Source organism: uncultured Roseovarius sp., assembly GCF_913054395.1.
Lineage (GTDB): Bacteria > Pseudomonadota > Alphaproteobacteria > Rhodobacterales > Rhodobacteraceae > Roseovarius.
The window spans coordinates 1-8,071 of record NZ_CAJXIP010000142.1; the positions used below are offsets into that span (position 1 = coordinate 1).

Genomic DNA, 8,071 nt, shown 5'->3' on the forward strand with positions numbered 1-8,071 from the left:
GGGCGAATATCTCATTGAGGGGAAACATCAGGTGACGCCCGACAAGCCCGCTTTCATTGGCGCAGCCTTTGGGCCATTGCGCGGAGCGTGACGCCAGAAGCAGGCGCGGCGAGCCGAAGGCCCCGGCCGCCAAAACGAAGCGGCGCGCGCGCAGATCAAAGACCTCGCCGTCGCGCAGCACCTCGATATGGCTGATCCGGTCCGCATCGCCGCGCAATCGCCGCACCGTGCAATTATCAAGCACCCGCGCATGCCCCGTGGCCAGCGCCGGTTCTACCCCGGCAGAGCGGCCATCCATCTTGCAGGGGCGCGGGCATTTGACACCAAGGCAATCATGGCATCCCTCAAGATAGCGGATCGCGGAATGAAGCCGGTAGGGATGAAGCCCCGCGCGTGTCAGGCTTGCCATCAGCACGCTGTCCGCGGGATCAAGCGGCGGCGGTTTGGCAAGGTCGGCGGGTGGTTCCGGCGACAGGGGATCGGTCTCGCCACACACATGCAAAAGCGCCTCAGCGCGCGCATACCACGGGCGCATCGCATCAAACCCGACCGGCCAGCCGCCGGTGGGATGGGGCCGGTCCCTGGTGGCTTCAAGGTCGTGGCGTTCGGGGCGTTCAAGCGTCGCGGCATAAAACACCGAAGAGCCGCCGACGCCTGCGCCAATCGGCCCGAAGAACTCGGAGGAGCGCCCGTTGATCGTGGCCCGCATCGGTCCCGGCCAATAGCCACGAAGCTGTCGCGCGACAGGATCGGCCATGTCCGGGTTCAGCCCCTGACGCTCGGCGCGGTGACCGCTTGGACCTTTCTCGACGAACAGCACCGAAAGGCCCATTTCCGCAAGCCGGCGCCCCGCGATTCCGCCGCCCATCCCGGCGCCGATCACGATCACATCCCAAAGGGTCTCGCGGATATCGGCACTCATTGCGCGGCCTCCGATGCGGCAAAGACCGGCGCAAACAGATGGCTCAGCGCAAGCGCGGCGCGGTTGGTAAGGTGGTTATTGTCAAAATACCACGCCGCGCCCCCCTGCATCACGGAACAGTCTGTTGGACCGCACAGACGCGGCCAGCCGTCGATCAGCGTGATCCGCCCCGCGTTGGCAAGCGCGACAAGCGGCGCTTCGGCGCGCGCGGCGCGCTTGGTGGCCCTGGTCAATGACACCTTGAACAGGGTTTCGTCATCACGCGACATGCGGCCGGTTGCCAGGGCACGCGCAACCTCGCGCGAAGTGTAATTCGGCACCTCGGGCATCTGGCGCAACACAAAGATGCGCTCGAACTGCGGGGCAAGCTCGGCCACGGTGCGGGTCAGCGCGGCATTGAACAGCGTGTGCTGTGGCCGAACCGGCAGATTGCTGTCAGGGGCGGGCGCAAGCGTGATGCGGTTATGCGCGTCGATGCCGCTGCCCTGGCCTTCGGCGTAATAGCTCCACCGTCCGACAAGCAGCAGGGTTTTCAAGCTTTCGATCCTGGACAGCCCCGCGCGGATCACTTCATTGGCGCGGGTACAGTCGGCATCCTGAGCCGGGGTGGCGGCGCTCTCGGCTTTGGTGATGCCAAAAAGCGGCGGACAGCCGGCATGCCAGATCACAAGGGCGGGGCGGTCTGCGGCAAAGCCCGCGCGCTCGATCCCCTCTTTCATCGCCCGCAAATGGCTGTCGCCCCAGATCAGCACCTCGGGCGGCCCCTCGGGGCCGATAGGACAGGTTTCCACCCCGGCCAGAGGGCCGGTCTCGGCCACGACACAACGCGACCAATCCTGATTGAAATCGGCTGAGGCTTCGATATGGGTACGCACGTCGGGCGCAAAGCGGTTCGCCATGCCGTCACCCTTCCAGATCAGCGCACCAAGGCCCAGCAAGACACCAGAGGCCAGAACCGTGCCCCCGACCAGCGCCCCCCGCGCCGGGACACGCAGGCGCCGCACGGGCCGCTCGACATAGCGCCAGGACAGCACCGAAATCCCAAAGGCGAGCACCAGCCAGAGCGCCGCCTCGACGCCACCGGAATAGCCGCCCCGCCAATACTTCGAGAGCGTCAGAATCGGCCAGTGCCAGAGGTAGAGCGAATAGGAAATCACCCCGACAAAAACCGGCCACGGATGCGACAGGGCGCGGTTGACCGGGTTGGCATCGCGCCCGTTGGCGAGGATAAGACCCGTGCCGATCACCGGCGCAAGCGCCTGTAGTCCGGGAAAGCCAGGCCCCGGCGTGATCATCACAATCCCCGCCAGAACAAGCCCCAGGCCGGCCCATGACAATGCCGGATGAAACGCCCATCGCAGGCCTTTCCGCTGTCCTGCGATGGCCAGAAGCACCCCAGCCAAAAGCTCCCATGCGCGGAACGGGAACAGGTAAAAGGCCGCCGTGGGCGAGGTTGCGGTCAGGCGCACACAGGCCAGCAACGACAGAATCGCCGCCCCCGCCAAAATCGCAGGTATCGCGCGCCGCCACCGCATCAAGAGCAACAGGGCAAACGGCAGGACGATATAGAACTGTTCCTCGACGGCGAGCGACCATGTGTGCAACAGCACCTTATCCTCGGCACCGATATCGAAATACCCCGCCTCGCGGTAGAAATGCACATTCGACAGGTACACCGTGGCCGCAATCAGTGCCTTGCCGAAGGCGCGGAATTCGAACGGCAAAAGCACGACCCACGCCACGATGAACGACACCGCTGCCATGGTGAAATAGGCCGGGGCCAGCCGTCTTATCCGACGCAGGTAAAAGGCGCCAAGGTCGATCTTGCCGGTCGCGATCAGCTCGGACCACAGGATGCCACCGATCAGGAACCCCGACAGCACAAAGAAGATATCAACGCCGACAAAGCCCCCCGACAGCCCCGGCAGGCCAAAGTGGTAAAGCACCACCGACAGCACGGCGATGGCACGCAGCCCGTCGATCTCGGGGCGATAGCCAGAGGGTAGCGCGCTCATGTCGTGGCCTCGCCATCCGCCCATGGCGCGCAGGTGGCCTGTGCCGGGGCATCAAAAAACACCGGCAGGGGCGCCGCCGAAAGCAGGGCGCCATAGACCGCAAGCACCTGTTCGGCCTTGCGCGCCCAGGTGAAATTCTGCGCGACCCAGTTGCGCGCCGCCTGACCCGTTTCGGAGAGTGCTGCGTGATCCCCGGCAAGGAACTCCAATGCGCGGCGAAATTCGGCAATGATGCTCTCGCGCGGGCCGATCGGCACCTTGTAGCCGCGCCCGGCCTTCACCAGCTCGCCCGGACCGGCGTAATCGACAATCAGCGGCGGCACGCCAAGCGCCATCGCCTCAAGCACCACACCGCCGCCGAATTCGCGGATCGAGGGGAACGCAAAGAGATGACAGGCGACCAGCACATCCTGCACCTGCTGGTGGGGCAACCAGCCATGAAAGGTGATCGCGCCACTGACGCCAAGCGCCTCGGCCTGCGCGCGCAGATCGGCCATCATCGGCCCGTCCCCCACCAGATCGAGCAGGAGTTTGCCCTCGCGCAGCATCGGCGCGGCGGCCTCGATCAACATGTCAGGGCCTTTATAGGGCACCAGCCGCCCGACGAACCCGGCGCGCATTGGCCCCGCCCCCGGCGCAGCGGCACGCGAAAACCGCGCCGGATCAATCGCGTTTTCGGGCAGGTAGATGCATTTGCCGCGTACCGCCTGCGGCATTTCCCCAAGGGTGTGGCGCGACCCGGCAAGGATGGCGCTTGCGTGGGTCAAGGTGGCGCGCCGCCCCGGCAGGGCCTTGTAGGCGCTGCGCAGATAGCTGAGCCACTCACGCTCGCGGCGGCGCTCGCGGTCAAAGCCTTGCGGCCATGGCACGCCGCCATTGAGCGGCCCCAACACGAACGGCACGCCTGCGCGGGCACATTTGGCGGCGATCGGGCTCGACAGGGTTGGGCTTAGCGGGGTGACGCGATGCACGATGTCATATTTTCCAGCCCGTATATCCGCGCCAAAGGTCTTCCAGACGAGGTGTTCAAACAACGGATAGGACAGCGCGTTGATCAGTTGCAACGTGGTCCAGCCCTTGCCCTCGCCCATCCGAAGCTTTTGCCCGATGGCCCAGAGCGGGCGGGCGAGCGCCTCTGAATCAATCGCGGTGAAATCGACCCCCTCGCGCAGGCCAGCGCGTTCAAACGCGTCGCGGTTGCGGATCTGCGTGACGATATGCACATCCGCCACCTCGCGCAGCGCATTTGCCAGCGACCAGCCGACAAGCGGCACGCTGACCCATTCGGGATTGGCGGCCTCGGCAATCGCCAGAACGCGTGGTTTCTGCCCTGTCATTCCCTGCGCCTCACATCACCGAATGCCAGCCAAGCGGGCGGTGACGCTGGCCCGCGCGGCTTTGGTCGCGCGGCTCGACCGATCTTTGGTCGCGCATCTTTTCAGCCACCCCCAGAAGGGTGCCGGCAAACAACCACGTCAACGGCGTCAGCGTCGCATTGGGCAACATGTCAATCAGGTTCACCGCCAGCAAAAGCGCGACCGGCCCCAGAAGCGGTGACAGGTCCCGGTTGCCCAGGCGGCGGCTATTGATCCAGAGCATCGCAATCGGCAGGGCAATCAGCCCGAATTCGGCCATATACCCGACCCAGCCATAGATGCCGATCAGGATGATCCAGCGCCCGTCGGTCACGGTTTCCATGACGCCTGTATAGGGATTCAGGATGTGATTGCGCCCCCAGCTTCCCCAGCCAAAAAACGGCTTGAGACCGGCACGTTCCATCAGGATGTCTTCGTTGTCCAGACGGAACTGAAGCGAATTGGCACGCTCGGGGCTGGCGCGTGCGGCCTGCTCCAGTAACCAGTCAACCGGCACAAACCCGGCCCCCTTGAGTACCGGATAGCTTATCGCGACAAGCGCCATCGCCGCCGCAATCCGCACCTGCATGCGCACCGGCAGCAAAAGCGCCAGCGGCGCCAGGTAGATGCCATAGATCAACGACCCAAGCGATTTGCACAACACCAGCACGACGCCCAGGTAAAACGCCGCCCCGATCAGGACAAGGCGGCGGCGACCATCGGCCTCACGCGCGAGGGCAATCGCGCAGGTGATCGCCATGACCGTAAAGAACGCCACCCATAGCCCGTGATACATGAACACGATCGGGCGAAACCCGCCATCGCGGATCATCTGTTCGAAATAGTGCTGAAAATAGCCGTAGACCCAGATATTGAGCTGTGGTGACAGGCGCACCTCAAGCAGCATCGGCAGGGAATAGATCAGCCCGCCGACAAACAGCGCACCGACCAGTTCACGCAATCCCCGGCCTGTGCCAAGTATCTGTCGCGCCAAAAGGAAGGGCAGGATCAGGATGAACTGTAGCAGCACAAGCGCGACCATATCCTTGAGGCCAAGGGCCGGCAGGCCGATGCTTCCGTAAAAGACCGGCTCGGAATTGTCCAGAACGGTGGCGACGGGGCTGAAAATGAACAAAAATACCAGCGCCTGCGCCAACCGTCCGCGCGGCAAGAGCCGTCCCTGACGGCCATGGTAGAAAAGGCAAATGGCAAAGGTGGCCAGACTTGGAAGCGATTCCTTGGTCAGCGGCGGCATCAGCGGAAAGTCAAACCCGGCGGGCGGCGGCGGCAGGAACATATAGGCCCCCAGCAGCGACCAGATCAGAGCACGCTCGATCGGCCAGCGACGAAACATCGCCAGCGTCACAAGCGGCCAGACCGCCAGCATGAGATAGGCCAAACCATTCGGCATAACGCGCCGGGCACCTCTTTTTGTTCACATCGACACCACGTGCACCCGGCCATGGCGCGCGCCAATCGTTTTGTTCGATCCGCCGCAGGGTTGATTTATCGCTTACTCTATGGTCAAAAAGGGCCAGATATCAACAAATTCAATGTGCTAGCCTATTATTTCACACAAGGCGCGCATCAATGCCCGGCGAACGGGCCGATTGTTTTGACAAGCGCAGGGATCGTCGAACCATGGCGCAGGCGCCCGCCCTCAAGATCGCCTATTTATGCGATCAAAGCCCCGAGGATCGCCACAGCTATTCCGGGGGCAATGCACGCCTTTTGGCCAGCCTGCGCGATCACGTCGGCGATGTCACAGTACTTGGCTCGGACTGGCATGCCGCCCAGCCTGCGCGGCAGGTGATCGAGGCCCTGCCCGACAGTCTTACCATCCGGGCCCGCTGGCGCGCGCATCTGGCGCTTGGGCCGGTGATCGCGCGTGGCGTCGCCGACGAATTGCGCAGGGCGCGATATGACGTGGTGTTCTGCGCCTACAGCTTTCAGTCGCTGCACCGGCTGCGCCTGCCCTATCCAATGGTCACGGCCTATACGTCAGATGCCACGCCGACGGTTTACAAGTGCTCCGAGGTGGGCGAGGCCTTCGGATCGTTCCTGAAGGTATCGCGATTGATCGACCCGCTGATCCTGCGGGCAGAGCGTCAGGTGTTTCAGGCGACGGACCTGTTGCTCTGGCCCAGTGAGTGGCTCAAGCGTCAGGCCGATCCGCTTTATGGCCTTGACCCAGACCGTTCGCTTGTCGTGCCATGGGGCGCCAATATTGCCGACCCCGGCCCGCCGGTTGCGCCGCCCCGGCTTGAGCAGGGCGCGCCGCTTGAACTTCTGGTTCTGGGTCGCGACTGGTTTGCCAAGGGCGGGCCGGTGGCCTTTGACACGATGAAGGCATTGCGCGCTGCGGGGCATGATGCACGCCTGACGGTCATCGGCTGTACCCCACCGGATTTCCACCGCACGGACCATGTCACCGTCCACCCGCATCTGGACAAGTCCAAACCGGACGAGCGGGCGATTTTCGATGCCTGCCTGCGCTCGGCGCATTTCATGGTCATGGCATCGGTTGAATCCTATGGCTTTGCCTTTTGCGAGGCCTCGGCGCATGGGCTTCCGTCACTCTGTCTCAATGTAGGCGGGGTGCCGGTGCGCGAAGGGGTGAACGGCCATGCCGTTGCACCGGGCGGCGATACGGTTGCACAGTTCAGCGATCTTATTCATGGCTACCTGAAAGACCCCGCCACTTACGACGCGCTGCGCGCCACAACCCGGCGGGAATATGAAACACGCCTTAACTGGGCAAGCTGGGGTGAAAGAGTGCGCGCAGAGCTTGAGTCCGCGCGCAGCCGTCTTGCAAAGCCCTGACCGCTAGCAGCCCGTCCCGCAAAGCACCACGCGAAAGGTGCGCATCATCACCACAAGATCGGTCGCAAGCGACAGTTCCCTGAAATAGCGATTGTCGAATTCGGCACGCTCGGCAAAGCTGCTTTCGTTGCGCACCGAGATTTGCCAAAAGCCGGTAATGCCCGGACGCATGGCGTAATAGGCATGCCCCGGATACATCTCGCGCTGTGACGGCATCATCGGGCGCGGGCCGACAATCGACATATCGCCTTTGAGAACGTTGAAAAGTTGCGGCAGTTCATCCAGCGATGTCTTGCGGATAAGGCGGCCCATGGTTGTGATCCGCGGATCATGGCGCAGCTTCTGATGCTCGTCCCATTCACGGCGCTGCTCGGGGTTGGCATCGAGATAGGCTTCAAGCTGCGCTTCGGCATTAGGCACCATGCTGCGCAGCTTCCACATACGGAACGTTGCACCATTCCGCCCGACGCGCGACTGAGCGAAGAACGGCGATTTCCCGTCAAGCGCGACAAGCGCTGCCAGCAGCGTCACGACGATCATGACCGGCACCGCAACCGCAAGCACGATCAAGATGTCGAGAAGGCGTTTGATAAAACGTGTGTAAAGTTGAGGCCGGACAACCGGGACACTGCGTTTTTTAATAAATTCATTCGTATTAAGGCGTGACTGCGCCTTCAACGTTCTAAAAGTCATCTTGGCACTCTCCAGAAGCACTCGATCCACAAACTCTTGCCGACACGCATTCGGATGCTCCTTCACACCCGCAGAAGGCCGGACGGTCCGGCCCCCTTCTTTTCAATTGCGGCCCAATTGTGGCGCAAAATGCGCTCAATTCAGGCAGGCCGGATCACACGTAATCCGACGCTCGCTGCATATGGCGTTGTGTTTGCTTGGCAGCCTCCACAGCAGAAAGACAGATGCCCCCACATCTAACTCACTATGAATTTATTCAGCTA

Annotated in this window: 6 protein-coding genes; 1 reads left to right on the forward strand and 5 read right to left on the reverse strand. The window is 62.9% G+C overall.

Going from position 1 to position 8,071, the window contains the following annotated elements:
* The 4 genes from QZ522_RS15680 to QZ522_RS15695 form a co-directional block, all read right to left on the reverse strand.
* The coding region (locus QZ522_RS15680; protein WP_294613663.1) for a GMC family oxidoreductase N-terminal domain-containing protein at positions 1-922 on the reverse strand (922 nt) is incomplete at its 3' end.
* On the reverse strand, positions 919-2,937 hold the full coding sequence (locus QZ522_RS15685) for an acyltransferase family protein (protein WP_294613666.1): 2,019 nt from the start codon (positions 2,935-2,937) through the stop codon (positions 919-921). The genes QZ522_RS15685 and QZ522_RS15680, both read right to left, overlap by 4 nt.
* Entirely contained in the window at positions 2,934-4,274 is a 1,341-nt protein-coding gene (locus QZ522_RS15690; RefSeq protein WP_294613670.1) for a glycosyltransferase family 4 protein, read from the reverse strand. The genes QZ522_RS15685 and QZ522_RS15690 overlap by 4 nt, the downstream gene beginning before the upstream one ends.
* A 10-nt stretch (positions 4,275-4,284) precedes the next feature.
* Entirely contained in the window at positions 4,285-5,703 is a 1,419-nt protein-coding gene (locus QZ522_RS15695; RefSeq protein ID WP_294613673.1) for a hypothetical protein, read from the reverse strand.
* Positions 5,704-5,882: 179 nt separating this feature from the next.
* On the opposite strand from QZ522_RS15695, the gene QZ522_RS15700 reads away from it, so the two are divergent.
* Positions 5,883-7,115, forward strand: coding sequence for a glycosyltransferase family 4 protein (locus QZ522_RS15700; protein WP_294613676.1), 1,233 nt, complete (start codon positions 5,883-5,885; stop codon positions 7,113-7,115).
* A 3-nt stretch (positions 7,116-7,118) separates the two neighbouring features.
* Here the strand turns inward: QZ522_RS15700 and QZ522_RS15705 are convergent, their stop codons facing one another.
* Positions 7,119-7,808: a sugar transferase gene (locus tag QZ522_RS15705; RefSeq protein ID WP_294613679.1), complete on the reverse strand. Its 690-nt coding sequence runs from the start codon at positions 7,806-7,808 to the stop codon at positions 7,119-7,121.
* Positions 7,809-8,071: the final 263 nt, after the last annotated feature.